The sequence below is a fragment of the Myxococcus xanthus genome (assembly GCF_013116825.1).
GTDB lineage: Bacteria > Myxococcota > Myxococcia > Myxococcales > Myxococcaceae > Myxococcus > Myxococcus xanthus_B.
Window position 1 is genome coordinate 17,618 of record NZ_JABFNS010000014.1, and the last position, 23,723, is coordinate 41,340.

General features: G+C 70.2%; 21 protein-coding genes. 9 read left to right on the plus strand and 12 right to left on the minus strand.

Annotation, left to right across the window (positions count from 1 at the left end; genetic code table 11):
• Entirely contained in the window at positions 1-1,074 is a 1,074-nt protein-coding gene (locus HNV26_RS05935; RefSeq protein ID WP_171440921.1) for a phosphotransferase family protein, read from the plus strand.
• Complete coding sequence (locus HNV26_RS05940; RefSeq protein WP_171440922.1) at positions 1,074-1,766, plus strand: histidine phosphatase family protein; 693 nt, start codon at positions 1,074-1,076, stop codon at positions 1,764-1,766. The genes HNV26_RS05935 and HNV26_RS05940 overlap by 1 nt, the downstream gene beginning before the upstream one ends.
• Here HNV26_RS05940 and HNV26_RS05945 read toward each other — a convergent pair.
• A complete protein-coding gene (locus HNV26_RS05945; protein WP_171440923.1) occupies positions 1,753-2,613 on the minus strand; it encodes a methylated-DNA--[protein]-cysteine S-methyltransferase in 861 nt (286 codons plus the stop codon). The two genes, HNV26_RS05940 and HNV26_RS05945, sit on opposite strands and share 14 nt — an antisense overlap.
• A 166-nt stretch (positions 2,614-2,779) precedes the next feature.
• Between HNV26_RS05945 and HNV26_RS05950 the strand changes: the two genes are divergently transcribed.
• Together HNV26_RS05950 and HNV26_RS05955 are read left to right on the plus strand one after the other, a co-directional pair.
• Complete coding sequence (locus HNV26_RS05950; protein ID WP_216611846.1) at positions 2,780-3,148, plus strand: nuclear transport factor 2 family protein; 369 nt, start codon at positions 2,780-2,782, stop codon at positions 3,146-3,148.
• 366 nt (positions 3,149-3,514) lie between these two features.
• On the plus strand, positions 3,515-4,834 hold the full coding sequence (locus HNV26_RS05955; protein ID WP_171440925.1) for an alpha/beta fold hydrolase: 1,320 nt from the start codon (positions 3,515-3,517) through the stop codon (positions 4,832-4,834).
• Here the strand turns inward: HNV26_RS05955 and HNV26_RS05960 are convergent.
• From HNV26_RS05960 to HNV26_RS05980, 5 genes are all read right to left on the minus strand, one after another.
• A complete protein-coding gene (locus tag HNV26_RS05960) occupies positions 4,806-5,903 on the minus strand; it encodes a potassium channel family protein (protein ID WP_171440926.1) in 1,098 nt (365 codons plus the stop codon). The genes HNV26_RS05955 and HNV26_RS05960 overlap by 29 nt on opposite strands.
• A gap of 13 nt (positions 5,904-5,916) precedes the next feature.
• Positions 5,917-7,122: a twin-arginine translocase subunit TatC gene (gene tatC, locus HNV26_RS05965; protein ID WP_171440927.1), complete on the minus strand. Its 1,206-nt coding sequence runs from the start codon at positions 7,120-7,122 to the stop codon at positions 5,917-5,919.
• Between the two features lie 48 nt (positions 7,123-7,170).
• Positions 7,171-7,719 (minus strand): Sec-independent protein translocase subunit TatA/TatB, encoded by a 549-nt coding sequence (locus HNV26_RS05970; protein ID WP_171440928.1) that lies wholly within the window; start codon positions 7,717-7,719, stop codon positions 7,171-7,173.
• 132 nt (positions 7,720-7,851) lie between these two features.
• Positions 7,852-9,129 (minus strand): MFS transporter, encoded by a 1,278-nt coding sequence (locus HNV26_RS05975; RefSeq protein ID WP_171440929.1) that lies wholly within the window; start codon positions 9,127-9,129, stop codon positions 7,852-7,854.
• Between the two features lie 10 nt (positions 9,130-9,139).
• Entirely contained in the window at positions 9,140-11,188 is a 2,049-nt protein-coding gene (locus HNV26_RS05980) for a methyl-accepting chemotaxis protein (protein WP_171440930.1), read from the minus strand.
• A 93-nt stretch (positions 11,189-11,281) separates the two neighbouring features.
• On the opposite strand from HNV26_RS05980, the gene HNV26_RS05985 reads away from it, so the two are divergent.
• Genes HNV26_RS05985 through pyrF form a run of 3 tightly spaced genes read left to right on the plus strand, consistent with a single transcriptional unit; the run spans position 11,282 to position 14,036 of the window.
• The gene (locus HNV26_RS05985; protein ID WP_171440931.1) at positions 11,282-12,325 is read left to right on the plus strand and encodes a histone deacetylase family protein; all 1,044 of its coding nucleotides are present in this window, start codon (positions 11,282-11,284) and stop codon (positions 12,323-12,325) included.
• A 50-nt stretch (positions 12,326-12,375) separates the two neighbouring features.
• Entirely contained in the window at positions 12,376-13,137 is a 762-nt protein-coding gene (locus tag HNV26_RS05990; RefSeq protein ID WP_171440971.1) for an SDR family oxidoreductase, read from the plus strand.
• Positions 13,138-13,169: 32 nt separating this feature from the next.
• Positions 13,170-14,036 carry an orotidine-5'-phosphate decarboxylase gene (pyrF, locus tag HNV26_RS05995; RefSeq protein WP_171440932.1) on the plus strand — a complete coding sequence of 289 codons (867 nt, stop codon included), beginning with the start codon at positions 13,170-13,172 and terminating at the stop codon, positions 14,034-14,036.
• Here the strand turns inward: pyrF and HNV26_RS06000 are convergent.
• Both HNV26_RS06000 and HNV26_RS06005 read right to left on the minus strand, forming a co-directional pair.
• On the minus strand, positions 14,017-16,590 hold the full coding sequence (locus HNV26_RS06000) for a penicillin-binding protein 1A (RefSeq protein ID WP_171440933.1): 2,574 nt from the start codon (positions 16,588-16,590) through the stop codon (positions 14,017-14,019). The two genes, pyrF and HNV26_RS06000, sit on opposite strands and share 20 nt — an antisense overlap.
• Before the next feature lie 27 nt (positions 16,591-16,617).
• On the minus strand, positions 16,618-17,574 hold the full coding sequence (locus HNV26_RS06005) for an RluA family pseudouridine synthase (protein ID WP_171440934.1): 957 nt from the start codon (positions 17,572-17,574) through the stop codon (positions 16,618-16,620).
• Between the two features lie 44 nt (positions 17,575-17,618).
• Here HNV26_RS06005 and HNV26_RS06010 point away from each other — a divergent pair, with 44 nt between their 5' ends.
• On the plus strand, positions 17,619-19,085 hold the full coding sequence (locus HNV26_RS06010) for a pentapeptide repeat-containing protein (protein WP_171440935.1): 1,467 nt from the start codon (positions 17,619-17,621) through the stop codon (positions 19,083-19,085).
• Positions 19,086-19,182: 97 nt separating this feature from the next.
• Here HNV26_RS06010 and HNV26_RS06015 read toward each other — a convergent pair whose 3' ends face one another.
• From HNV26_RS06015 to HNV26_RS06030, 4 genes are all read right to left on the minus strand, one after another.
• Positions 19,183-19,776 carry an MOSC domain-containing protein gene (locus HNV26_RS06015; protein WP_171440936.1) on the minus strand — a complete coding sequence of 198 codons (594 nt, stop codon included), beginning with the start codon at positions 19,774-19,776 and terminating at the stop codon, positions 19,183-19,185.
• Positions 19,777-19,813: 37 nt separating this feature from the next.
• A complete protein-coding gene (locus HNV26_RS06020; protein ID WP_171440937.1) occupies positions 19,814-20,791 on the minus strand; it encodes an MBL fold metallo-hydrolase in 978 nt (325 codons plus the stop codon).
• A 119-nt stretch (positions 20,792-20,910) separates the two neighbouring features.
• Entirely contained in the window at positions 20,911-21,966 is a 1,056-nt protein-coding gene (locus HNV26_RS06025; protein WP_171440938.1) for a DMT family transporter, read from the minus strand.
• Complete coding sequence (locus tag HNV26_RS06030; RefSeq protein WP_171440939.1) at positions 21,967-22,944, minus strand: GNAT family N-acetyltransferase; 978 nt, start codon at positions 22,942-22,944, stop codon at positions 21,967-21,969.
• 189 nt (positions 22,945-23,133) lie between these two features.
• On the opposite strand from HNV26_RS06030, the gene HNV26_RS06035 reads away from it, so the two are divergent.
• A complete protein-coding gene (locus tag HNV26_RS06035) occupies positions 23,134-23,652 on the plus strand; it encodes a cytochrome c oxidase assembly factor Coa1 family protein (RefSeq protein WP_253816276.1) in 519 nt (172 codons plus the stop codon).
• The last annotated feature ends 71 nt before the right edge of the window (positions 23,653-23,723 follow it).

Consider the following 23,723-nt stretch of genomic DNA (forward strand, 5'->3'; position numbering starts at 1 on the left):
ATGCCACCGACCGCGACCATCGACCCCGCTGGCGCCGTGCGCCCGGGCGAGGAGCTGAACCTCCCCGCCGTGGATGCCTGGCTCAAGGCCCAGGTCCCCACGCTGGAAGGCACGCCGGAAGTCACGCAGTACGCGGGCGGTGCCTCCAACTGGACGTACCGGCTGAAGTACGCCAACCGGGACCTCATCCTGCGCCGCCCTCCCGCGGGGACGAAGGCGAAGTCGGCGCACGACATGGCCCGTGAGTACACGGTGCAGCAGGCGCTGAAGCCGGCCTATCCCGTCGTGCCCACCATGGTGGGCCTGTGCCAGGACCCGGCCGTGCTGGGCTCCGACTTCTACGTCATGGAGCGCATCGAGGGGCTCATCCCGCGCAAGCACCTGCCCCGGGGGCTGGCGCTGGACGCGAAGCAGACGCGGGCGCTGTGCCTCAACGTCATCGCCAGGCTCGTAGAGTTGCACGCCGTGGACCCGGCGGCGGTGGGGCTGACGTCACTGGGCAAGGGGCCGGGCTATCCCACGCGGCAGGTGGAGGGCTGGTCGGCGCGCTACGAGAAGGCACGGACGTGGAACGTCGCCAGCTTCCGCTACGTGCGGGACTGGCTCAAGGCGAACACGCCCGCGGACATCGCCACGTGCGTCATCCACAACGACTGGCGCTTCGACAACGTGGTGCTCGCCCCGGAGGAGCCCACGCGCATCATCGGCGTGCTCGACTGGGAGATGGCCACCCTGGGTGACCCGCTGATGGACCTGGGCAGCGCGCTGGCCTACTGGGTCCACGCCGACGACGACCTCCTGATGCGCTCCACGCGGCGCCAGCCCACGCACCTGCCCGGCATGCTCCGGCGCGAAGAGGTCGTGGAGTACTACCTGGACCAGACGAAGCTGAAGCCCGCCAACTGGACCTTCTACGAGGTCTTCGGCCTCTTCCGGCTCGCCGTCATCGCCCAGCAAATCTACTACCGCTACCACCACAAGCAGACGCGCAACCCCGCGTTCAAGAACTTCTGGGTGCTGGTCAACTACCTGGGCTGGCGCTGCCACCGGCTCATCCGGAAGGGCGCGCGCTGATGGGGGTGGTGTATCTGGTCCGGCACGGACAGGCCTCGTTCGGCGCGGCGAACTACGACCAACTGTCTGAGACGGGCCTCGTACAGGCCCGGGTGCTCGGTGAGGCCCTGCGCGAGCGGCTGCCCCGCGTGGACGCCGTCGCCACCGGCACCCTGGCGCGGCACCGGCAGACGGCGGAGGCGTGCCTCGCCGCGCTCGGCTGCGGCACCGTGGCCGTGCAGATGGCGGGCTTCAACGAGTTCGACCACGAGGAAATCGTCGCCCGGCACACGCCACGTTACGCGGACCCGGAGGTGCTCCGAGCGGAGCTGTCACAGTCGGAGTCACCCCGGCGCGCCTACCAGGCGCTCTTCACCGACGCCGTGGCCCGCTGGGTGGCTGGCCAACACGACGCGGAGTACACCGAGCCCTGGTCCGCCTTCGGCGAGCGGTGCCGCCGCGCACTGGATGCCCTCATCCAGGAGATGGGCGCGTCGAAGAACGCGCTCGTCTTCACCTCCGGGGGCACCATCACCGCCATCTGCCAGGAGCTGCTCCGCATCCCCGACGAGCACGCCTTCCGCCTCAACCTGACGCTGGCGAACTGCGGCCTCACCAAGGTCATCTACAGCGAGCGCGGCCGTTATCTGTCCACGCTCAACGAGCACGGCCACTTCGAAGGCGCCCAGCGCGCGCTGCTCACATACCGCTGAGCGGCGCGCCGTCGTACCGCAAGTCCTCCCACGCCAGCATCGCCCGCTTGCGTGAGGCGCCCCAGCGGTACTCCCCGAGGACGCCCGTCTTGCGCAGCACGCGGTGACAGGGAATCAAGAGCCCCACGGGATTCTCACCTACCGCCGAGCCCACCGCGCGCATCGCCTTGGGCTTGCCGATGGCGCGGGCGAGGTCCTCGTACGTCGTCACCTCGCCCGATGGCACCCGCAGCAGCGCCTGCCACACCTGCACCTGGAAGGGCGTGCCCCGCACCAGCACCGACAAGGGGCTCGACTCCGAGCCACCGTGCCCCGCCTGGAAGATGCGCTCCATCCACGGCGCCGTGTCCTCGGCGGACGCCTCGAACGTGGCGCGCGGCCACTGCTTGCGCAGCGAGGCGAGCGCCTCCGCCTCGGATTCCCCCGAGAGGAAGTGCAGGCCGCAGATGCCACGCTCGCAGACGGCGAGCAGACACGCGCCGAACGGTGACAGGTGGACGCCATGGCGCACGGTGAGCCCTTCGCCGCCCAGCTTGTATTCCCCAGGCGTCATCGACGTCAGCGTCACGAAGAGCTCATGCAGCCGGCCGCTGCCCGACAGGCCCACCTCCAGCGACGTCTCCAGCACGCTGCGACGCTCGTCGAGCAGGCGACGGGCCGAGCTCAGCGTGTGCACCTGGATGAAGCGCTTGGGGCTGATGCCCGCCCAGCGAGAGAAGAGCCGCTGGAAGTGGAAGGTGCTCAGCCCCACGTGCGCGGCCACGTCGTCCAGGGACGGCTGCTCGCGCGCATGTGCGTCGAGATAGAGGATGGCTTGTTCGATGCGGGCGTAGTCGCTGGATGCCATGCCGATGCTCCTGGGATGCGCTTGGCGAAAACGTATGTCCGCCAACACATGGTGGAGCAACCCGGTTCTTGCGATGTCCTCGCGCGCCGGGCATGCGTTGACATGAGGTGTCATTGTGCAACAACCGGAAGCCCCACCCCGCACGTCGCCGCAGACGAGGAGCACCATGCTTCCAGAGGAAGACTTCCTGGCCGCGGAGGAGGCGCTGAGACGGGCCATGCTCTCGAGCGATGTCGCCGCGCTCGACGCCCTCCTCTCTGACGACCTCCTCTTCGTCAGCCACACCGGCAGCGTCCTCGACAAGGAAGCCGACCTGGAATCGCATCGCTCGGGAGCCCTGCGCCTTACACGGGTGGACTTCACCGACACACACTTCCGCTACCTCTCCGCTGGCGCCGTGGTCGTCGTCCATGCCGCGCTATCCGGTGAGTTCCAGGGAGCCCCCTTCGAAGGAAACTTCCGTTACACGCGCGTGTGGCAGGTCGTGGACGACGCGCCCCAGGTCGTCGCGGCCCAGTGCACGGCGGTGGGTTGACTTGACTCCTGATGGACGAGCGCTTATCCGTTGGCGCCAATGACGTCGCCAAGCGCCATGTGTCGAATGTCGATGCCGGGTGGGCTCTCGCCCTCCAGGTTCGGCTGATGTCCGTCCGACCCTGGTGAGCCACCGAGCCCATCCACCCGCGAGGGTTGGTGGGCTCCGTCGTTTCTGGACGCGCGCTGCCCTCGCACTTTCCCACCGAGGCGCCGCGCTCCATGAGCACGCCGAACAGACTCCCTCTGCATGTCGACCCGCCGCGCGGCCTGTGCCCGGTGCGCGACGCCACTTGACGGCTCCCCGTCTTCTTTCAGCCCTCCGCGTCCTGGAGGGCCGTGCCCGCATCGTTCCCGGAGAATCTCCGTGCCCACCCCCCACCTTCCCGCCCCGCGTGTCTTCGACGTCGCGCTGCCCGATTTGACGCTGGAGGCAGGCGCCCGCATCACGAACCACCTCGTCCGCGGCTGGTGGTGGGGCCCCGAGGAGGACGTCCCCTGGCTCGAGTCACGCGCGCGCGTCCTCTCCGATGACGAAGCCCAGACGAGCGCGCTGCGCGTCGTCCGCCGCACCGTGGCCGAACAGCAGGCGCTCGCGGAGGAAGCCCGTCATCGAGGCCCGGCCCGAGCCCCCGCGCCCATCCCCACGGTGCTGTTGGTCCACGCGCTCACCGGCGACATGCGCGCGGGCGGCAAGGGTGGCTGGTGGGAGCCACTCATCGGCCCGCGGCGCGCGCTGGACCCGTCCCGCGTGCGGCTCCTGTGCTTCAACAACCTGGGCTCCTGCTACGGCACCAGCGGCCCGGCCGACGAGGGCTTCCCGCTGCGGACGGACGACGCGCGCTTCGGTCCGCCGTTGCCGCTGCCCAAGGGCGACCTGCGCCAGGACGAACAGCGACTGCCCGCCACCGTCACGCCGTGGGACCAGGCCCGGAGCATCCTGCTGGCCATGGACGCGCTGGGTCTGGACGAAGTGGAGCTCGTCACCGGCGGCTCCCTGGGCGGCATGGTGGTGCTCTGCCTCGCGGCGTTGGCGCCGGAGCGCTTCGCGCGACTCTTCCCCATCGCCACCACGGAGTCCGCCACCGCGTGGGTGGTGGGCCTCAACCACGTGGCGCGGCAGGCCCTGCTGATGGACCCGGGCTTCCCCGACTCCCCCCACCGGGGCCTGGAACTGGCCCGGCAGCTCGCGATGCTCACCTACCGCGCGGAGCCCGGCCTGGAAGCGCTCCAGGGCCGCCCCGCCGAGTGGTCCTCACGCGCGCTGCACCCCATGCACAGCTACCTGGAGTACCAGGGCCAGAAGCTGGAGCGCCGCTTCGACGCGCGCGCGTACCTGGCGCAGCTGGGCGCCATGGACCACCACGACCTGTCACGCTTCCCGGGAGGCGGCCTGGCCCGCATCCGCGCGAGCGCGCTGTGCGTGGGCATCGACACCGACCAGCTCTTCTTCCCCAGCCACATGGCGACGCTGGCGCGGCGGCTGCGCGAGCACGGCCTCCACGCCGAGCACGCCACGCTGTCCAGTCAGCACGGGCACGACGGCTTCCTGCTGGAGTGGGACGCCATGGCCGTCCTGCTCGCGCGGGCGCTCGCCCTGCCCACGGGCAGGAGCCCGGAGCACGCCTTCCCGCGCTGGCCGGAAGTGCGCCCCGCCCTCAACTCACCTTACGGGACGAAGGCGTGACCACGGCCACCGGTGCGTGGTGGGACCACAGGGGCGGCTCGGCCTCGTGGGTGAAGGCGCGCAGCCGCCGGTACTCCGGATAGGACGCCTGGAGCGACAGCACGTCTCCAGGCCGGATGACCTCATCCCCCTGCGGGTGGAGCCGCTCCTCGCCGTTGCGTTGCAGCGACAGCGCCAGGCAGCCGAACCGGTCCCTCACCTCGGAGATGGTGAGCCCCGGCAGGCCCAAGCGCGCCTCGAACAGCGAGACGACCATCAGGTGCTTCGCCAGGTGGAACGAGTGGACGATGCGCGGGTCCATGGCCGCCAGCGCCATGGCCGGGGCCGCCAGCGACGAGCTGGAGAGCGCCTCCGCCTTGAACGTCTCACGCACCTTGCCGCTCAAGTCGTCATCGAAGAGGCGGATGACCACGCGGATGTCCGGGTTGAGCTTGCGCGCGTCCAGGGCGATGTTGAGGTTCGCCAGGTCGTCGTCCGTCGCGCAGACGATGGCGGACGCGTCCTTCACGTTGGTGCGAGGCAGGCACAGCGGGCTGCGCGTGTCGTCGATGAGCAGCGGCACCAGCTCGTCGCGCAGCGCGGACACGAAGGCCGCGTCCTCGCGCTTCTCCACCACCACCACGTCCTTGCCCATCTCCCGCAGCTGCGTCACCACGCGGTAGCCCACCCGCCCCGCTCCACACACCACGACGTGGCCCTTCATCGTCTCGGAGACCACTTCGATCCACTCCTTGTCGTTCTTGTGCCGGGCGAAGAAGAGGTACGCGAAGCGCACCACACCATCCGCGACCAGCGCAATACCGGCAGGCGGAATCACCAGGTTGAGCAGCTCCACCAGCCAGTCGTCCACATAGGGCAGCGACGGCTGGCCGTAGAGCAGGAAGTAGGTGTGGTGCAGCGCCTCGCCGAAGTCGATGCGTTCGCCGCCCGGCCCGCGGAAGCGCCAATGGAAGAGCAGCGGCCCTCCCAGGAACAGCACGGCGGACAGCACCAGCGTGGTGCGGAAGCGCCGCATCAGCGCCCGCAGGTAGCGCAGATTGGCCCGGAAGTGCCTGCGGGACTGCTTCATGGCCCCTCCTCGACTATGACGCCGGGGTGATGCCCGTTTCCGCCGAGTTCCGCGCGCGACGCCGCTCCACCATCCACACCAGCAGCACGCCCAGCTCGTAGCAGAGCAGCATGGGGCCGGCCATCAGCGACAGGTTCACCACGTCTCCCGTGGGGGTGATGATGGCCGCCGCGATGAGGCACACCACGAAGGCGTGGCGCTGGTACCTGAAGAGCCAGGACGACTTCACCACGCCCACCACGCCCAGCAGGGCCATGACGAGCGGCAGCTCGAAGATGATGCCGAAGGCGAGGATGAGCAGCAGCACCAGCGAGAGCTGCTCGTGCATGGACAACATGGGCCGCGTCCACCGCGCCGCCTCATGCGCCGCGTGCGCCTTGGCCAGCTCCTTCTCCAGCCGCCACAGCCCCGCCAGCTCCTCGGTGCGCGTGGGGGCGATGCCCGCCAGCAGGCTCGCCGAGCCGTCCATGGCCGCCGCCGCCGCCGCGAAGTCCTTCTTCTCGTAGGCCGTCACGGCCTCCACGCGCTTCTCCACCGCCTGCCGCAGCACGCCGCGGGACTGCGCGCCGTAGCCCACCGACGCCGCGTCCAGGAGCCGCCCCAGGCCATCCAGCCGCCCCGTCATCTCCACGCTGGCGGCGGGCGCGGCCTCGGGCGCGGGTGCCTGGCCCTGGCCCTCCGCGCGCAGCTGGGTGCTCGTCTCCTTCGCGATGCGCCCCGCCTCCTCCGCTTCGCCCAGGCGCAGGAAGCGCAAGGCGTCATCCGCGCGCAGCCGGGCCGTGTCCAGGCGCTGCTCCAGCGCGAGCGTCTCCTCCTCGTTGAGGAGGAAGGTGAACATGGAGGGCAGCACCGCGAAGTAGCAGAAGGCGGCGCCGAGGAGGAAGGCGATGGAGCCGAACGCCACGAAGGGCGCGGCGAAGCGGCGCTCCTCCGGATACAGGCCAGGCGAGACGAAGCCCCAGATCTGCATCAGGATGACGGGCGTGGTGAGGAAGATGCCGCAGTACACGCCCACCTTCATCAGGACGTTCAGCTCTTCGATGCCGGACGTGTAGATGAGCGAGCGATTCTCGGGCGGCAGCGCGTCCAGCACCGGCTGCATCAGCAGGCCGAAAATCGGCTTGGCGAAGACGAGCGAAATCGTCCCCAGGACGAGCACCGCGATGGTGCACCGCATGAGGCGCGAGCGGAGCTCCGTGAGGTGATCCGCCAGACTCATGCGCAGCTCGGAGTCGGCACCGGGGTTGATGGGCGGGGGGCTCAGGACTCAGCTCCGTTTCGGGGCGTTGCGCGCCACCGTCCCCGGGATGGGCGACAGCGTGGGCGAGGTGGCGGAGGAAGCAGTGGGCTCGGGCGGCGCCTCGGCGGCGGGCTCCGCGCCCGGCTCCGCGGTCGCGGCGTCTCGCGCGGGCGTCTCCCCGGAAGGCACGTCGGAGGTGGCCACCTCACGAGGCCCCTGCGCGTCCATTTCCAGCACCTGCGTGGACGACGAGGGCGGAGGGGACGCCGCCTCAGCCGGAGGCGACGCGCCGTCCGTGGCGGGAGGCAGGGGGGCCTCGGGCCCACCCACGGCCTGCGGCGGCTGGGGCGCGAAGCGCGTCCCGGGCCGCACGGGCGCGGTGGGAGGCTCTCCGATTTCCTGGTCCATGGCGTAGAACTCACGCTCCACGACGTTGCGGACCTCATCCGTCTGGCGGCGGAACTCGCGCAGGAACTTGCCGATGCCGCGCGCGAGCTCGGGCAACCGCTGCGGCCCGAGAATGAGCAGCGCGGCCACCAGGATGAACACCATTTCGCCTGCGCCGATGTTGAACATTTTTCCTGACGCGCTCCCCGGAGCAGCCCGGTTTATCGCGCCCCGGGGAGACAGGCGCAACCGTTCGTCTCGCCAAAGCATCCGCCCGCCACCCGGAATGGGCGGCAGGCAACCCGAAGGCGCCCTTTCATACTACGCGTGAGAATCCGCCCCGGGCGAGAGCGGAACCGCCATTCCCTGCGAGGAAGCCACCGCCAGCGCCCGCGCCTGCTCCCTGCTGCGCACCCGCCGCTCCACCCCCCACAGCAAGGCAGGCAGCAACAGCGTCAGGACCATGGACACTCCGGCCATCCCGGGGATGCCGCCCAGGGTCCCGTCTGGCAGGTCCGTCAGCAGCCGGGCGCTGAGGAAGGCCCCCACGGCGGCGGCCATGTGCTGGACGGCGGACTGGAGGGACATGAAGCGCGCACGCACCCGGGTGTCCGGCACCCGCGACGTCAGCGTGTTGTACGCGACGTTGCGCGTCCCCATGGCCACCATGAAGAGCGTGAAGATGACGGGCACGGGCATCCAGCGCGGCAGGTGGACGAAGCCCACGTAGGTGGACAGCAGCACCAGCGCGGAGCCCACCGTGCCCACCTTGAAGGAGCCGTACCGGTCCACCATGGGCCCCGCCACCCGGAGCGTCGCGAAGCTGGCGATGCCGCCGATGAAGTACGGCAGCCAGAGAAGGTCGCGCGGGTAGCCCACGTTCTGCTGCAGATAGGCGGACAGGTTCGGGATGAGGACGAAGCCCGCCATCATCACCAACGCCGTCATCACGTACGACAGCTGGATGTCCCGGTTGCCCAGCAGCTCGAGCACGCCGGCCTGCTGCCTGGGGCCCGCGTCCAGATGGCCGCGCACGGGCGGCAGGTAGAAGATGGCGCCCAGCACCACCAGCAGGCCCATGGCGGCCACCGCGAAGAAGGGCACGCGCCAGCCGCCGAACTCGGCCAGCTTCAGCGCCATGGGCACGCCCGCCACCGAGGCCACGGAGAAGGCGCCCATCACCGCGCCCAGCGCGCGTCCGCGCCGCTCCACGGGGACCAGGTCCGCGATGATGGACAGCGACAGCGACGTGGCCGGCCCGCCGAAGATGCCCGCCACCACGCGCGCCAGCAGCAGCGTGGACATGCCCGTGGCGAAGCCACCCGCCGCGGTGGCCACCACCAGGCCCAGCATGGACACCGCCAGCGCCTTGCGGCGGTCGAAGCGGTCCAGGAAGTAGCCACCGGCCAGCCCCGCCACGCTGGCGGCCGCCGTGTACGCGCCGCCGATGATGCCGATGTGCGACGACGCGATGCCCAGCCCCTTCGCGAAGTCCGGGCCCAGCGGCATCACCATCACGAAGTCCAGGATGTTGACGAACTGGACCGCGCCGATGAGGGCCACCACGGCGCGCTCGGAGACCTGTCGTTGATTCAGCATGAAGACGTGTCTACACCCGGAAGCGGCGAACCTCCGCACGGAGGATCTCCGCCTGACGCTGGAGGTTGTCGATGGCCTCCTCCAGCTGCTTCACGGAGCGTGTCTGGTGCTCGGACACGCCCTTGATGGTCTCCACCGCCTTGAGCACCTGCTCGCTGCCCTTCGTCTGCTCCTTCTGGGCGCGGTTCAGGTGGGTGACCATCTCGTTGATGCTCTCGATGGAGCGGGTGATCTGCTTGCTGCCGTGCGCCTGCTCCTGGCTGCTGCGCTGCACGTGGGCGGTGAGCGCCTTCATCTTCTCCGCGCTCTTCATGATTTGCTCGCCGCCGCGCGCCTGCTCGTTGGAGGCCTTGGAAATCTGCTGCACCGTCTCGCTGATGCGGTGGATGGAGGCCGTCACCTGCTTGCTGCCGCGCGCCTGCTCCACGGTGGCCCGGGCAATGGCCTTCACCATCTGCGTGGACTTCTGGGTGCTGTCGTTGATCTTGCGCAGCGCCCCTTCCGCCTCCCGGCCCAGCTGCACGCCCTCCTCCACGCTGCGCACGCCCTGGTTCATCACCACCACGGCGTTGCGGCTCTCCTCCTGGATGCTGCGGATGAGCTCGGCAATCTCCTTCGTGGACGCGCCGGTGCGCTCGGCCAGGTCCTTGATTTCCTCCGCCACCACCGCGAAGCCCTTGCCGTGCTCACCCGCCTGCGCGGCGATGATGGCCGCGTTGAGCGCCAGCAGGTTCGTCTGCTCCGCCACGTCGTCGATGACGTTGAGGATGTTGCCAATCTCGGAGATGCGCCGGCCCAGGCTCTCGATGACGTGGGCCGCGCTGCGGCTGGTCTCCTTGATGCGGTCGATGCCAGTGAGCGTCTTGCGCAGCGACTCCACGCCCGTCTGCGCGTCGTCGAAGACCTGCTCGGACAGGCGGGCCGTCTCCTTCGCGTTGGCCTCCACCTGACCGATGGCGGCGTCCATCTGGCTGATGGCCGAGGACGTCTCCTCCGTGGAGGCGGACAGCTCCTGGATGTTGGTGGCCACCTCCTTGATGGAGAACGTCATCTCCTCGATGGCGCTGGTGGTCTCCTCCACGCTGGCGGCCATGGCCTGGACGTTCTCCGCCACCTCGTCGTTGGTGGCGGCCATCTCCATGATGGAGGAGCTGCTCTCCTCGGCGCTCTGGTAGAGGACCTCCACGTTCTCCGCGATGCCGCGCAGCGAGGCCATCATCTCCACCATGGAGGAGGACGTCTCCTCCACGCGCGCCTGCACCGTGCCCGCGCCGGACGACACCGTGGTGCCGGTGCGGTGAATCTGCTCCACCACGCCCGCCACCACGTCCGACACGCCGCGCACCCGGCCCAGCGTGTCACGCCAGCTCTGGGCGATGCGGTTGAGCGCCTCGGCGAGCTGGCCCAGCTCGTCCCGTGTCCCCACGTCCACGCGGCCGGTGAGGTCCGCCTCCGCCAACCGCCGCGCCATGCCCATCATCGCGTCCAGCGGCACCAGGATGAAGGCGCGGGAGATGAAGAAGGCCACCAGCAGGAACAGCGTCAGGCCGATGCCGAACGCGAGCATCACGACGCGCTGGAGTTCGGTGAGGACCGCGTCCAGCCCGGAGTTGTCGAGCACCAGCAGCGCCTGCCCCACCACGCCGCCCGACAGCGTCACCGAGCGCGCCACGGAGCGGTCACCATTGGTGAAGCGGAAGCCATCCAGCGGCTGGCCCTGCCGGGCCTTCAGCTCCGCCAGGAACCACGCGGGCGGCTCGGCCGGGTGGGTGGCCAGCACCTGCCCCTCGCTGGAGAGGACGGCCAGCACCTTGAAGTCGTCGTCGCCCGCGCGCAGCCGCTCCAGGCTGTCGGGCAGGGCCGCGGCGGGCTGGGCCATGAGCATGCTGACGGCCTGGCTGGCGCGGGCCTCGCCCCGCTTCTGCAGGCGCTGCTCCAGGTGGGCTTCCACGCGCGAGGGTACGACGAAGAAGAGCGTCCCCAGGATGAGGGCGAGGACGAGCGCGAAGGAGCCCAGCAGCAGGCTGCGCAGGCCGGGTTTCTTGAACCGGAGAGCCAAGACGAGGCACTGTAGGGAGGGAAACACCGGCAGGGCAAGAACAGGGCGCCGACGCGGCCTGTCCCCCGGGGGCGCTGACTTCCCGCCTGGCGGATGCGTAAGGTCATCCCGATGTCCTCCACCCTGCTCCTGACGGACCCGCTCTTCTTCCAGCACGACCCCGGGCAGGGCCACCCCGAGTCGCCCTCCCGGCTGCGCCGCATCCTCGGGGTGCTGGCCAGCACGCCGGTGAAGGGCACGGTGATGACCGCCCCGCGCTCCGCCACGGAGGCGGAGCTGGCCTCGGTCCACACGCCGGAGCTGCTGGCGTACCTCCAGCGCATCAACGGACACCGCGCGCAAATCGACCCGGACACCCAGGTGTCCCCCGACAGCGTGGACGCGGCGCGGCTGGCCGCGGGCGCCTCCGTGCAAGCGGTGGAGGCGGTGATGAAGGGCGAGGCCCGCAACGGCTTCGCGCTGGTGCGTCCGCCCGGGCACCACGCCGAGCCCGACAAGGCCATGGGCTTCTGCCTGTACAACAACGCGGCCATCGCCGCGGAGGCGGGCCGGAAGCTGGGCGCCGAGCGCGTGCTGGTGCTCGACTGGGACGTGCACCACGGCAACGGCACGCAAGCGGCGTTCTGGTCACGCCGGGACGTCATGTACCAGTCGGTGCACCAGTTCCCCTACTTCCCGGGCACCGGCGCCGCGCCGGAGGTGGGCGTTGGCGCGGGCGAGGGCTACACCGTCAACGTGGGCCTGCCGGGCGGCAACTCGGACGCGGACTACGGGATGATTTTCGAGGAGCTGCTGCTGCCCGTGGCGGAGGCGTACCGGCCCCAGCTCATCCTCGTCTCCGCGGGCTTCGACGCGCACCAGCACGACCCGATTGGCGGCATGGACGTCAGCGAGCGCGGCTTCGCGGCCATGTGCTCGGCGATGAAGTCCCTGGCAGACAGCGTGTGCCAGGGCCGGCTGGTGCTGCTGCTGGAGGGCGGCTATTCGCTGGAGGGCCTGTCCCAATCCGTGCATGCCTGCGTGGAGGTGCTCGCCGGGCGCAAGGACAGCTTCCCCGCGGGTGACACGCACTCGGACGCGAAGGACGCGCTGCGGGCGAGCCGCGAGGCGCTGCGGCCGTACTGGCCTCGCGTGTAGACGTTGGCTGGATGGCGTGCCAGAAGCCCGGCAACACACGGGAGGACTGCATGGTGGAGATGAACTACCGGACGGCGTTGGTGACGGGTGCCTCCAGCGGCCTGGGACGCGGGCTGGCGCTGTGGCTCGCCAGGCGGGGCGCCCGCGTGTTCGCCGCTGGACGCCGCCTGCCGCAGCTCCAGGCCCTGCGGGATGAGGCCCAGGCGGCCGGCTTCACCGTGGAGCCCGTGGAGCTGGACGTCACGAAGGCGGACGCCACCCTGGAGCGCATCCGCGCGCTGGACGCGGAGGCGGGCGGGCTGGACCTGGTGGTGGCCAACGCGGGCGTTGGCGGCACGACGAACGCGAAGCGCCTCCCGTGGGAGCGCGTGCGCGGCATCATCGACACCAACGTCACCGGCGCCGCCGCCACGCTGAGCGCCGTGCTGCCCCAGATGGTGGAGCGCAAGCGCGGGCACCTGGTGGGCGTCTCCAGCCTCGCGGGCTTCCGCGGGCTGGCCGGCCACGCGGCCTACTCCGCGTCCAAGGCCTTCCTGTCCACCTTCATGGAGAGCCTGCGCGTGGACCTGCGCGGCACCGGCGTGCGCGTCACCTGCATCTATCCCGGCTTCGTGAAGAGCGAGCTGACCGCCACCAACAACTTCCCCATGCCCTTCCTCATGGAGACGCATGACGCGGTGGAGCTGATGGGCCGGGGCATCGTCCGGGGCGACGCGGAGGTGTCCTTCCCCTGGCAGCTCGCGGTGCCCACGCGCATGGCGAAGGTCCTGCCCAATCCGCTCTTCGACGCGGCCGCGCGGCGGCTGCGCTGACCGTCCCTCTTCCCCTTTCCCGGAGACGCCCTGTGACGACGCCACAGCCCTTCGCCCACCGTTTCAGCCAGCTGGCCGAGCAGCGCTCGCCGTTCTGCCTTGGCATCGACCCATCGAGAGACCTGCTGACGCGCTGGGGCCTGCCCGACAACGCGCGGGGCCTGCGCGACTTCTGCGAGCGCGTGGCCGACGCGGCGGGGAGCTCCGTCGCGGTGGTGAAGCCCCAGAGCGCCTTCTTCGAGCGTCACGGCCCCGAGGGCCTCCAGGTCCTCCAGGAGCTGATGCGGCGCTTCAAGTCCGTGGGCACCCTCACGCTGCTGGACGTGAAGCGCGGGGACATCGGCTCCACGATGGAGGCCTACGCGGAGACAGTCTTCGGCGAGGGCAGCGCCTACGAAGCGGACGCGGCCACCTTCACCGCCTACCTGGGCCTGGGCGCGCTGCTGAAGACGCTGGAGCGGGCGCGCGCATCCGGCGCCGCCGCCTTCCTGGTGGTGCGCTCCTCCAACCCGGAGGGCACGTCACTCCAGATGTCGCGCGGCGACGACGGCCGCACCGTCGCGGAGACCCTGGCGGACGGCCTGCGCGCCTTCAACGAGAAGCCGGGTCAGGACACGGCGCCGGTGGCGGGCGCCGTCATGGGCGCCACCCTCCCCGACTCGGACCGAGGCGCCATCGAGCGGCTCGGCGGCGCGCTGCTGCTCACGCCCGGCATCGGCGCGCAGGGCGCGGGCTTCGACGACTTGAAGCGGCTGTTCGCCGGGCGCGAGGCGCAGGTCATCCCCACCGCCACGCGCTCGGTGCTGGAGGCGGGGCCGGACACCGCCGCCCTGCGCAACGCGCTGGAGCGGCACCTGGCGCCGGCGCGCGCCTTCCGCGCTACTGCGCGCCCATCATGAACTGATCGACATCGACCGTGTTCTTGTCGGGCACCGCGTCCTTCGGCTCGGTGCCCTTCTTGAAGAACATCAGCTCCGAATCCCTGGAGCCCTCGGGGGCAATCTTCCCCGTCTTCTTGTCGATGTGGAGCCGCACCAGGTCCATGGACTGCCACGGGTAGAACTCGGACTGCGGCCGGCCCTCCAGCGCGCTCTTCATGTAGTTGAGCCAGATGGGGAGCGCGGCGCGGCCGCCCGTCTCGTAGCGGCCCAGCGGATGCGGGTTCAGGTCGTAGCCCACCCACGCCACCGTCACCAGGTCGCGGGTGTAGCCAGCGAACCACGCGTCGAAGGAGTCGTTGGTGGTGCCCGTCTTTCCCGCCGCCGGCTTGCCCAGGCGCTGCGCCGGGCCGGCGGTGCCCTGGAGCACCACGCCGCGCAGCAGGTGCGTGAGGATGAAGCCGGCCTCCGGGCTCATCACCTGCTCGCCCGGCTCGAAGAGGCGCGCGTAGCCGGCGGCCACGCGGTCCTGCAGGGGCGCCCACGCGTCGTCGAAGGCCGTGTGGTCCTCCAACGTGCGGCCCCACCGGTCCTCAATCTTGCGGATGAAGTACGTGGGCTTCTTGCGGCCATAGCGGTTGAAGGTGGCATAGGCGTTGGCCAGGTCCACCGGGTACACGCACGAGGAGCCCAGCGCCGCGGAGAAGTCCATGTTCATGGGCGTGGTGATGCCGAGCAGCTGGTTCCACGCGGCCATGTTCTTCACGCCCACCGCGCCGAACGTCTTCACCGCGGGCACGTTCAGCGACTTGACCAGCGCCGTGCGCAGCAGCACCTCGCCTTCGAACTTGTCGCTGTAGTTGGCCGGCTTCCACGACACCTTGGTGTCCGGGTCGTGCTCCACGATCGGCGAGTCCACCAGCACGGTGGCCTGCGTCCAGTTCAGCTGCTCCAGCGCCGCCGAGTACACGAAGGGCTTGAAGGAGCTGCCCGGCTGACGGCACGCCTGGAAGGCGCGGTTGAACTCGTTGTCGTCGAAGTCGTAGCCGCCCACCATCGCGGTGAGGTACTGGCGGTGCGGGTCGATGGAGACGAGCGCGCTCTGCGCCTCGGGCGTCTGCTCCAGGCGGAAGAGCTTCACGCCCTCGCTGGGGATTTCGTCCGCGAGGTGCTTGTCCCACTGCTCCCTGTCGTCCGTCAGGTCCTTCTTCGTGACGTGGCGCACCACGATGACGTCGCCCTCGGAGATGGCCTTCTTCACCGAGGTAATCATCATCGCCGGGTAGTAGCCCTCCGGGTTCACCTTGCGCGCCCAGCGCATGCCCAGGAGCGGCAGCCGGCCGGTGTGACCGCCCACCTGCACGTCCGCGCCCTTGCCGTCCCCGTCAATGGACGTGACGACGGCGACGTAGAGCCGGTTCTCCACCAGCTCCTTCGCGCCCATGAGCTTCTTCGAGCGGTCGATGAAGGAGCGGATGGCCTCCTTCGACGCGAGTTGCTCCACCGGGCCGCGCCAGCCCTGGCGCTTGTCCACCGACAGCAGGCCGTGGAGCACCGCGTCCTGCGCGGCGCGCTGGCGCTCGCTGTCCATGGTGGTGAAGACCTTGAGGCCGGCCTTGAGCAGCACGGGGTTGCCGTACCGGTCCACCACGTCCTTGCGCACCTGCTCGACGAAGTACGGCGCGAACTCGTGGAACACGTCCTCCACCGGGTACACCTTCACCTCTTCGGCGTTGGCGGCGTCGTGCTCCTCCTGCGAAATCATGCCCTCCACCAACATGCGGCGCAGCACGTAGGAGCGGCGCTTGCGGGCCGCCTCCGGGCGCAGGAAGGGCGAGTACCGGCTGGGCGCCTGCGGGAGGCCCGCGATGAGCGTCATCTCACCCAGCGTCAGGTCGCGCACGTCCTTGCGGTAGTAGTTCTCCGCCGCGCTCTGCACGCCGTAGCTGTGGTGCCCGAGGAAGACGTTGTTGAGGTAGAGGTAGAGAATCTCCTCCTTCGTCAGCGACTCCTCCAGGCGCCGGGCGAGGATGGCCTCGCGAATCTTGCGGGTGATGGTCTTCGCGGTGGCGGACTTGTAGCCCTCCGCGGAGATGAGCACCGCCTTCGCGGTCTGCTGCGTCAGCGTGGAGCCGCCCTGGATGCCGCCCGAGCGCAGCCCCAGCTTGGAGCTCACCGTCTTGAAGCCGGCGCGCGCGGTGCCCAGCACGTCCACGCCGAAGTGGTCGAAGAAGCTGGAGTCCTCCGACGCGATGAAGGCCTGCACCAGGCGCTTCGGAATCCGCTCGTAGGGCACCACCTTGCGGCGCTCTTCGTAGAACTCGCCGGCCAGCACCGCGTCATCCGTGTAGACCTCGGTGACGATGGGCGGCCAGTACTCGTCCACCTTGGGGATGGCGGGCAACCCATCCGCGTACACGTAGTACACGGCCGTCACGGCAATCACGGCGGCCGTGGCCCCGGTCAGCGAAAGCCATCCCGCGGTCTTCAGGAGGAACTTCCACCAGCGCTTGGAGGGGACGCCGTCGAGCACCAGCTTCGAGCGGCTGCGGTCAGCGGATTTAGGGTCGGACATACGCGTTTCTTTTGTGCCTCGCGGGCGTCAGGGCACCAATGCGGCCCGCTTGAGCACATCTCGGAGCTCGACGGCGAGGGGAGCCTCGACAGCCACCTTCGCGCCGCCTTCGGGATGCGGGAATTCGATGCGCTCGGCGTGCAGGAACAACCTTTTGAGCCCCCAGCGCGCCCGCACGTCGCGGTTGAAGGCGAAGTCACCGTACTTCTTGTCCCCAGCCACCGGATGTCCGATGGCCGCCAGATGCCTTCTTATCTGATGCGTGCGCCCGGTCTCGATGGAGCAGGACAGGAGCGCCGCCTCGCTCGACTGCTTCACGACCTTCCACCGGGTGACGGCCGCCTGCATGTTCACCCCTCGACGGGCCTTGGACTCGGCCGTCTGTTGGTGCTCGGACAGGGGCAGGTCGATGACCCCGGAGTCCCGGGGCATCTTCCCCTTCACCAGGGTGAGGTAACGCTTGCGGGACAGGCCGTGGGTGAAGACCTCGGTGAAATGCACCATGGCCGGGCGCCGCTTGGCCACCAGGATGACGCCGGAGGTCTCCCGGTCCAGCCGGTGTGCGGGCGAGGCCGCGAAGTCGTTGCGGACGGCCTTGGGCCCCAGGTAGGCGCGCACGTAGTCCACCAGCGTTCCGCCGGTGATGCCGCTGCCGGTATGGACGGCCATTCCGCTGGGCTTGTCCACGGCCATGAGCCAGTCGTCCTCTCGAAGGATGACCAACCGGCTGGGGTCCACCGGTGGCGGAGGCGGGTCCACTTTCGGACGTTCCGCGCCCACGAGCTGCTGCTCGTCGCCGCGGATGGTGAGCACGTCTCCTTCTGACAGCAACTGCTCGGGTTGCGCACGCTTCCCGTTCACCCGCACCTTCTTGGTGCGAATCATCTTGAAGAGGTGGCTCACCGGAACATTGGGGAGCCGTTTGCGCAGGTGCTTGTCCAGCCGCATCCCGGCGGTGTCGGCTTCGATTCGATACTCGATCATTTGTGCTGGCGCATGGACCAGACCATACGAATAATCCCGGGTCCATGGCGAAAGCCCAGAGTATCGAGAAGCTTCTTCAGAGTGGCTCGGCGGAATGGAACCGGATGCGGAAGTCCGGCCAGGTCGCCACCGACCATACCGGCGCCACCTTCACTCAACTGTTCTCCGCCAACACGGACCTGTCCGGGCTGGGCCTCATCGGCTCGGAATGGGACCGGTGCGACCTGTCCAAGGTCAACTTCCGGGACGCGGACCTTTCCAATGCCTACTTCCACGGCGGCCGGCTCCAGGACTGCGACTTCCGGGGTGCGAACCTCGAAGGCGCGACGTTCGAAAAGCTGAAGCTGCTGCGGTGCGACTTCACGGGCGCCAAGGGGCTCGACGACATCGAGATGGACGACGTGGACATGGACCGCGTCGTCGGTCTGGACGGCGAGGAGGCCCCGCCGCCTCCGCCGCCCCCCGCCCAGGGCATCACCGCCTTCACCCGTGAGCAACGGGAGAAGGCGCTGGGCGTACAGGCCGCCGCGGCGCTCCAGGGCGAGCCCGTTGGCGACGAGCTGCCCCCCTTCCGGCCCCAGGACCCTCCTGGCTCGCTCTTCTTCAGGGCGCTGAAGCGGATGGGCGTGCCCCCGCTGTGGGTGCTGGACGTGCCGGGCCTGCGCCCGCTCCTGCCGCAGCGGCTGCCCCCGGGCAGCTCGCTGGAGACGCTCTACCGCGAGGCGGTGAAGACGCGGCTGGAGAACAAGAAGCCCGCGGCGGACCCGGCGGTGGTGGACCGCGCGCAGAAGGCGCTCCGCATGGGCGCCAAGGACGCCCCGGTGGCGGCCATGTACCTGCGCGAGGTGGGCGTGCTGCCCCTGTTCCGCTTCTCCGCGGCGCAGGTGCTGAAGGGCGCGCTGCGGGAAGAGGTGGAGGTGGATGACCTGACGGGCTCCATCGACCCGCGCACCACGGGCGCGCTCCTGGAGCTGCGCTTGACGCACGAAGTCGTGGAGCACCTGCAGGAGGCGCGGCGCCGGCTGGCGGCCACGCAGCTCTACACGTCGCTGCTGGAGGCGGGCTTCAACCCGGAGAACAACTGGGACGAGGCGCTGGATTCGAGCGACGCGTCGATGGAGCTGGCGCAGCTGGCCACGGGTGAGGACCGCAATGCCCTGCTGGAGGGCTTCCAGGTCTTCGCGGCGCTGCCGGACGAGGCCCGGCTGCGGCGGCTGGCCTACCTGGCCGAGTCCGTCACCAACCTGGAGCTGGTGAGCCGGCTGCCGGAGGGCATGGAGCCGTCGTGGCTCACGGGCCCCGAGACGCGCGAGTGCCACGAGCGGGAGATGACGTACGTCCAGTCGCTGAAGGCGGAGGAGATTCCCGCCAAGGTGGCGGCGCTGGCGAAGGAAGAGCTGGGCGTGCCCGAGGGTGAAGTCCCCGAGGAGAGCGACGGCGACCTCTTCGTCCACCTGCGCTGTGACGTGTGTGGCAAGGAGAAGCTCATCGTCCAGTCACCGGAGGAGTAACCGTCCGGTGCAAGTCGAAGCCCGCGGGGCCGCGGGGTCCGGGACACGTTCCGGACCTGGCGGCCCCGTGGTGTTTCTGAAGCACGGGTTCGCGGTGCTACGCGCCGGACGAAGGCAGCACGTACGACACCGGCCTGGGCAGCACCACCTTCACGGTGTCCCCCGCGCGGATGATGCCGGGGCGCTCCACCCAGGCCACCAGGCCCCGGCGCTGCCATGCGGCCTTCACGAAGCGGCTCGCCAGCTTCTGCACGTCCGGATGATGGGCCTCGATGACGCGCCCGGGGCCGATACAGGGCTCGTTCTCCCCTTCCACCACCAGCGTCGTGTCCTCCGGGAAGAACAGCCGCGTGCCCGGTGGCAGGTGCGTCAGCCGAGGCACCCCCGCCACTTCCAGGTTCGCCCCCAGCCACGACGCCAGCACGCGCGGAATGCCGAGCGCCTGCGCGACCTGCGCCAGCTCCTCGCTCGACACCAGTGAGAACTGCCGCGTGTTGCGGATGGGCGTCCCCTTGGGGAACCACGGCGTGCGCACGTCCGCCGCTCGCGTCAGGCCCGCGTGGCGGTCACCCTCCAAGCCCTCGAAGGACACCCGCGCCTCGGGCAGCTCCTTCGTGACGAAGCTCTTGCGCTCGGTACACACGAGGACGCGCACGATGCGTCCTTCCCACTGCGGCGTCTTGCGGGCCATCACCGTCCTTCTACCGGACCCCGTCTTCCACCGCGCGTCAGAACAGCCCGAGCTGCTGCGGCTTCCCGCCCAGCGGGCGCGCATCCATCCCCGCGTCGCGCAGCGCCTGCGCCAGCTCCTCCGCGAAGCCATGGCACGTCAGCACCTCCCGCGCCCCCGTGGACTTCGCGTAGGACACCAGCCCGGGGAAGTCCGCGTGGTCCGACAGCGGGAAGGCCACGTCCGCGCCGTAGCGCCGCACCGCGCCCCGGTCCACCGCCCAGCCCGTCAGCACCGCCGTCGCCCGAGGCCACAGCGGCGCCAGCGCCCCGCCCCGCGCGTGGTGCGGAGGGAAGAAGAGCACCTCGCCCGGCGCCACCTTCCCGTCGTAGCAGCGCAGGTTCTCAATCGGCACGCCCAGCTCCGCGTAGAGCTGCGCCACCTCGTAGATGGAGGAATGCGCCACCAGCGGGAAGCCGCGTCCCGCCAGGTGCTTCATCGCCTCCTGGCTCTTGCCCAGCGGATAGCCCAACAGCACCGGCACCGCGCCCCGCTCAAGCTGCATCCGCAGCCACGTCTCCACCTGCCCCAGCACCTCCGGACGCGGCGGGAAGCGGTAGCGCGGATGACCGAAGGTGGACTCGATGACGAGCGTGTCGCACTCCGCCACCTCCGTCGCCTCGGCGGTGAGCGACGGCGCCACGTTGAGGTCCCCGGTGTAGACGATGCGGCGCCCATCCGGCCGCGTCACGCGGAGCTGCGCGCTGCCCAGGATGTGCCCCGCCGGCAGCAGCTCCAGCACCAGCGGCCCCAGCTCAAAGGGCTGCCGGAAGGGCACCTCGCGCGGCTCACGCACCGGCCCCAGGCGATGCGTCATGAACCGCAGCGTCGCCGCCGTGGCGATGGTGCTCTCATGCCGGGCAATGTGGTCCGAATGCCCGTGACTCACGAAGCACAGCGGCGACTTGCGCTTCGCATCCAGGGACAGGGGGGTGCCCGTCAGGTGCATCCCGTTTCGCCGCAGCTCCACACTCATGGGAAGGGCCCCGGGTATAGCGCGTCCACTCGCCGGTGGCCGCCCTCACGTCACCACCCTGCCCGCCCGGCTGGTGGACAGGCCCCAGATGGCTGCACGCATGGCCCGCGGCAGGGCCGCTACCGCGCCGGTGCCCTCGCGCGCCACCACTCCCAGGCCGCCGCCCCCACCTCCGACATCAACACGCCCGACAGGATGAGCGCGCCGCCCAGCCACTCCCGAGGCCCGAGCGTCTCGTAACCCAGCAGCACCGAGTACAGCGCGGCGAACACCGACTCCAACGAGTAGATGAGCGCCGCGCGCACCGCCGTGGTGCGCGCCTGCCCCCATGTCTGGAGGCTGATGGCCACCGCGCTGGCGAACACACCGCAGACGAGCACCGCCCCCACGAAGGACGGATGCCACGCCACGCGCCGCTCCACGAAGGGCAGGCACAGCGCGGACAGCAGCGCCACCGTCCAGAGCTGCACCGCCACCAGCCCCATCACCCCCTGCTTCGGCGCATGCCGCTCCGTCATGAGGATGTGGCACGCGTAGGCCACCGCGCAGCCCAGCGACAGCACATCTCCCGACGACAGGCCGCCACTGCCAAGCCCCCCGTCCGGCTGCGTGAAGAAGTAGAGCCCCACCGCCGCCGTGCCCACCCCCAGCAACGAGGTGAACTTCGGCGCCTTCCGGTAGAGCACCATCGACAACAGCGGCACCAGCAACACGCACAGCCCGGTGATGAACGCCGAGCGCGAAGGCGTGGTGGTGGTGAGCCCCACCGTCTGAAGCGAGAACCCCAGGAAGAGGAGGGTTCCCAGCATCGTGCCAATGCGCAGGTTGCGCGCCGTCAGCACCTGCCGCCCCGCCAGGGCGCTCAACACCACCGCGCCCACGATGAAGCGCAGCGTGAGGAAGCTGAACGGGTCGCCGTGCCCGAGCGCGTCCTTCACCACCACGAAGGTGATGCCCCAGAACGAAGTGATGAGCGCCAGCGCCCCATCCGCGCGAAGTCGCTGCGACCGCGACGAGTGCTCCGTGCCTCCCCCCAGAATGTCGGACGTCGAGGTGCTCATATCGCGCGGTCCACCGGAGAGGATGACGCCGGGCTCGCCAGGTGACGTCACGGCGGCCACGGCCGCGGGCTTTTTGACGCAGCCCGGGCGGCCGCGCAACCTCCGGCGGCGCACCTACAGGGTGCGCTCGACGACGACCAGCCGCTTGGAGCAGCCCGTGGCATCCCAGGCCTCGTTGGCCTGCTGGGTCAGCGTGGCGTCCGCTCGCCGGAACGCCAGCCGCTCGAACGTGCGCAGCGACGCCGTGTTGTCGTCGTCCACGTCCGCGAAGACGTGCGACTGCCCCTGGCGTCGGGCCTCCTCCATCAGGCACTCCAGCAGCCCCGTGGCCACGCCCATTCGCCGCACGCGGGGCGCCACCACCAGGGAGCGCACCCAGACGCCCTCCAACGGCAAGCCCTCCTGCCGGTAGGAGTCCACCCAGGCGAAGCCGTGCATCCGTCCCTGGTCGTCGAAGGCGCCCGCCGCGGCCCCCCGGCGCTCCGCGTCCCGCAGGCCCCAGCGCTCGCGCAGCTGACGGCGCAGGAAGCCCGGAGACACCACCAGCCGCTCACTGGCGAAGGCCAGGAGCGCGTCCAGGTCGTCGGCCGTCAGGAGCCGCACCTCCAACGGCCCCACCAGGCGGCGACGAAGCGGCAGCGACCATCCGGCGAAGAGGAAGTCCCACACGCCCCGAGACACTAGCCGGGTCCGAGGCCAGGCCCACGCCGTGGACGCGGCCTGCTGCGCCAGCCGCAGCGCCGGACGCAGCGGTCTGGGCAGTGGAACCACCCAGCGGCCCCTGCGGATGGCCACCACCCGGCCCAACGTCACCCCTCCCGGGGCGTCCTGGGGCCCCAGCAGCGAGGCCGTCCGCCACGGCCGCGTGGACACCACCACGTGCGCCACCAGCTCGCGCCCCTGCCGCATCAGCGCGACGTCCCCGGTCGCCAGCGAGCCCGGGCCACAGCGCATCACCCGCACCGAGTCCCCGGCCCGCAGCAGCGGAAACAGGCTTCGCCCCGCGCCACGCACCCACAGCCGGTGCCCCGGAGGCAGTGCCTCCAGCACGTCCAACAACACCTCTGCGGAGGAGGCTCTGCGCGAAGGCATGCACTCAGCCTCACGTGCTCCCCGGCCCTTGGGAGCACTCGCGAAATCTACCTGTTGCCCGGTACACACACCAACCGCTGGCGGTGCCGGACGGCTTCCACGCGTTCCCCGCGAGCCTCAGGAGCGAATATGAGGAGGCCGCGCGTGAAGTGGGAGGAGGCGGCCATGGACACAGCACAGGAAGGTTCAATGGCGCCTCGGCCTGGCTGGTGGAGCCGCCACTGGCGCTGGGCCCTTCCGCTGGGATGCCTGGGGCTGCTCGCTTCGTGCATCGGCCTGGGAGTGCTCGCCACGTACCTGGGCTTCTCCTCCCTGGGGCAGTCCGACGCGCACCAGGAAGCCGTGGCCATCGCCCGCGGCGACGCGCGGGTGCAGCGCGCGCTGGGTACGCCCATCGAAAGTGGCCTGCCCCGGCGCAGCTCCGTGCAGAGCCGCAACGGTGTCTCTCGTGCGCAGTTCTCCCTCCCGCTCGAGGGGCCCGACGGCAGGGGCACGCTGCATGCGCAGGGTGAGAAGCGCGGAGACGGCCCCTGGCAGTTCAACCACCTCATCGTCGCCCTGAGCGACGGCACGCTCATCGATCTGCTCCGAGCCGAACCGCCCAAGCGCCCCGAGCTGCCACTGCCCGCCGAGCCGCCCTACGCGGACGAGGCCCCGGAGCCCGGAGAGGTAGTGCCGCGCGACGCGGGCCGCGACATCGAGCTGTGAGGTGAAAATGCGAAGGGGCGGCGCGGGGAGGTCCCCACGTCGCCCCTTGCGTCAGGGCACGTCCGTGCCCT